The organism is Acinetobacter sp. SM1B (assembly GCF_003289665.1).
Taxonomy (GTDB): Bacteria; Pseudomonadota; Gammaproteobacteria; order Pseudomonadales; family Moraxellaceae; genus Acinetobacter; species Acinetobacter schindleri.
On sequence record NZ_QMBM01000038.1, the window covers coordinates 1 to 321 of the forward strand.

The 321-nt window shown below is 34.0% G+C and carries 1 protein-coding gene; it reads right to left on the reverse strand.

Features of this window, described 5'->3' with window-relative positions:
- Positions 1-77 precede the first annotated feature (77 nt).
- Positions 78-321 (reverse strand): transposase family protein (locus C8322_RS14300; RefSeq protein WP_322873829.1); only part of this gene is annotated, 244 nt, incomplete at its 5' end.

Below are 321 nucleotides of genomic sequence, written 5' to 3' on the forward strand. Positions count from 1 at the left end.
AGCAGAATATCACTTATAGGAGTTGTTCAAATTTACGGATCCATCTCTGAATAAATATAATAGACCTCTTTCATAAATCATTTTTTGCTCAGTTCCAAGTTGTAGATTCCAGCGATTAAATTGAATCTCAAACCAAGCCTTTTACCTCTATATCGATAACGCTCAGCAAGGATCTTGAAAGTTTTTAGACTGCCAAATACATGCTCAATTGCTATTCTTCTTTTATTGATTTCCTGATTATAGATTTTTAGTTCGGGATCCAATTTACAGCGTCTTTTGGCTTTTAATGGCAACAGGCTATTCGGATACAACACATAAATC